General features: G+C 71.6%; 4 protein-coding genes. 2 read left to right on the plus strand and 2 right to left on the minus strand.

Annotation, left to right across the window (positions count from 1 at the left end; genetic code table 11):
* Positions 1–185: 185 nt before the first annotated feature.
* Complete coding sequence (locus ACFW2E_RS44865) at positions 186–401, minus strand: DUF4177 domain-containing protein (RefSeq protein WP_384477383.1); 216 nt, start codon at positions 399–401, stop codon at positions 186–188.
* 239 nt (positions 402–640) lie between these two features.
* On the opposite strand from ACFW2E_RS44865, the gene ACFW2E_RS44870 reads away from it, so the two are divergent.
* Positions 641–1,288: a DUF6629 family protein gene (locus ACFW2E_RS44870; RefSeq protein ID WP_384477389.1), complete on the plus strand. Its 648-nt coding sequence runs from the start codon at positions 641–643 to the stop codon at positions 1,286–1,288.
* Between the two features lie 26 nt (positions 1,289–1,314).
* Here ACFW2E_RS44870 and ACFW2E_RS44875 read toward each other — a convergent pair whose 3' ends face one another.
* Entirely contained in the window at positions 1,315–1,785 is a 471-nt protein-coding gene (locus ACFW2E_RS44875) for a hypothetical protein (protein WP_384477386.1), read from the minus strand.
* Positions 1,786–2,192: 407 nt separating this feature from the next.
* Here ACFW2E_RS44875 and ACFW2E_RS44880 point away from each other — a divergent pair, with 407 nt between their 5' ends.
* A complete protein-coding gene (locus tag ACFW2E_RS44880) occupies positions 2,193–2,615 on the plus strand; it encodes a VOC family protein (protein ID WP_384477391.1) in 423 nt (140 codons plus the stop codon).
* The last annotated feature ends 74 nt before the right edge of the window (positions 2,616–2,689 follow it).

Raw genomic sequence — 2,689 nt, forward strand, 5'->3', positions numbered from 1 at the left:
GACCCGACCCGCACGATGCCCATCGTCATGGCCGGCCTCGTGCTGAGCATCCTGCCGGTGCTGGTCCTCTTCCTGCTGCTGCAGAAGTACTACGTCCGAGGGGTCATGCTCAGCGGCCTCAAATAGGCGCACCCGGCGGTCCGTCACCTTCGGACGCCGGGTGCGTGCCATCGACTGCCGGGCCGTCAACGGCGCGGGCGCTCGAAGGTCAGCAGCAGGCCCTCGACGGCTCCGGGGCCTATGCGACCCTTGACGTCGGCCGAGGTGATGGCCTTGAGGGCCCAGCCGTCCTCGGCGTGCTTGTTCAGGACCTTCTCCAGCTTGTCGCTGTCCAGCGCGTCGCCGATCAGCGACTCCCGGAAGGTGACGACCTTGTACTCGTACGTGTAGGGGCTGCTCATGGCTGCGGAGTCCTCCTGCGGATCGGCCCGGTCGGGCTGCGGCGTGACGGCCGGGGACAGCCAATCATCCCCGGCTGCCGCCGCGCACCGCGGGCCCCTGTTCCCGCGAGGCATCGACGCGTTGCGCGACACCGCCTGGACGACGTGGATGCCGGGTCAGCCGGACCCCGGCACGACCGAACACGTAGCGTGGACCGTGGCGCGAGCGAACGCACACGGCGACGGACCCCGGGGGCGTGATGTGTTGGAGTGCGACGGCCGACCTCGTGGCGGGTACCGGTGTCACGGCGGTCGGAGTGGGGTGCGTGGCGCGGGCGCACCGCGTCCGGGACCTTCCGCTCGCCGCGCTGCCGCTGCTGCTCGGGGCCCATCAGCTCGTCGAGTCGGTGGTCTGGCACAAGGGCGGGGGCAGCGGGCCCGCCACCGTCGCCTGGGCCGTCATCGCCCTGCCACTGCTCGCGGTGTGGGTACCGGTGGGCGTGATGTGCGCCGCCCCGCGGCATGCCAGGCGCCGGCTGATCCTTCCCCTCGCGGCCGGAGCCGTGACTGCCATCGCCCTCGCCCACGCGCTCGCCGTCGGCCCGGCGACGGCCGAGATCCGTGGTCACACGGTCGGCTACGTCTTCCACCTCTCCCATGCGCCGCTGCTCGTCGCGGGCTACCTGTCGGCCACGACGGGCTCGTTGCTCCTGTCCGGCGACAGACGCCTGTTCGTCCTGGGAATCGTGGTCGGTGCCGGGGCTCTTGGCTGCTGGGCCCTGTGGCGCCTGGAGTTCGTCTCCACCTGGTGCGCGCTCGCGGCGGTGTGCTCGGTACTGCTGCTCGGATGGGCGGGCGCACGCCCGGGAACGACGGAGCCGTGGCACAGCCCGGTGGCGGGTCACTGAGGTCGCGCAGTTCGGGTCGCCCGGGTTCATCCGCTCTCCCTGCCACCGGCGAGGCGGCGGCGCCACCACAGGTCGGAGCGCCACTGCCGGTGTTCGGCGAACGGATCCGGCAGGGTTCGCCCGAGATACACGGCGTCCAGAGCGACCACTCGGCGGGTCAACTCGGCGCGTGACCGGTGCGGAAGCTGCCGCAGGACTTCCGCCAGCACGTCGCGCGCATGCCTCACGTCGTCGAACGAACAGCCCCGGCACGAGCACACCGAGTCCTGCGGATAGAGCGGCCGCCGGCCCGGCGGCGCGAGAAACGCCCGGTAGCGCCGCAAGGCCCGGTCCGTGGAGCCGGGGTGGACGAAGTAGTCCTCGGAGAGCTGCTCCAGCCGGAGTATCGCGAGGGTGGTGTCGACGGAGAGCCCATGGATCCGGACCGGAGGGAAGCGGCCCCAAACAGGAGCATCACGCGGCAGGGCGCGCAGGGCGCCGGGCCGTCTACGCGGCATCGGCCTTTCGGTCAGTGGTCATGCAGCGCATCATGCCAGGAGCGACCCCCGACCACGTTGCAATTAAGCCGACTCGACGAGCCGCTCGGCATGCGGGGCCTCGTTCTCCCCGACGGGGCTCGGCTGTGCCGCGCGGGGTCGCCACGGCGTGGTGGCGCCGTCCGGGCCTTCGAATCAGGTAGGTGGCCGGGTGACTGCCGGGTGACCGCCGGGTCGGTCTTGGGCCACGCACGAGTGAGGTTCCCGGCCTCGGCGTGACCGCGAGGCGGGCTCGTGGCCCGCCCAATCCTCCGAATCTTCGCTTCCGGCGCCCGAGCGTGGCGCCCCACCCCGCACATCCGAAGACTCGAAGATCCGGAGAATACGCCACCGATGCGAGACCACCCGCAGTCCCCGCCGCCACCGAACTGCCGCGAACGGCAGCCTTCCTGAACCACACCGCCGTCTACGCCACGGACCAGCGCCTGTCGGCCGAGTTCATCGCCACGATCCTCGGGGCCGAGGTCGGCGCACCGTTCGGGCCTCACCTGCCGGTCGACCTCGGCAACGGTGTGACGCTCGACTACTACGAGAAGAGGGACGAGCCGATCCAGTCCCAGCACTACGCGTTCCTCGTGCCCGACGGGCAGTTCGACGCGATGATCGCCCGTCTGGAGGGGGCCGGGGTCACCTACTACGCCGACCCCAGGCACACCGAACCCGGACGGACCAATGACCTCTTCGGCGGCCGCGGCGCCTACTTCGAGGACCCGGACGGCCACCTCTGGGAGCTGGCCCACAACCCGTTCTTCCCGTTCACCGAGGACGGCTCGCTCGACCTGCCCCGCTGAGCCCCCACCCGCCGCACCGGGCACCGGCGGGGGCGGGGGCTCGCCGCCTCAGCCCTTGGAGCGCGCCTTGAACG

Origin of the sequence: Streptomyces sp. NPDC058964 (assembly GCF_042741275.1) — a bacterium.
Taxonomy (GTDB): domain Bacteria; phylum Actinomycetota; class Actinomycetes; order Streptomycetales; family Streptomycetaceae; genus Streptomyces.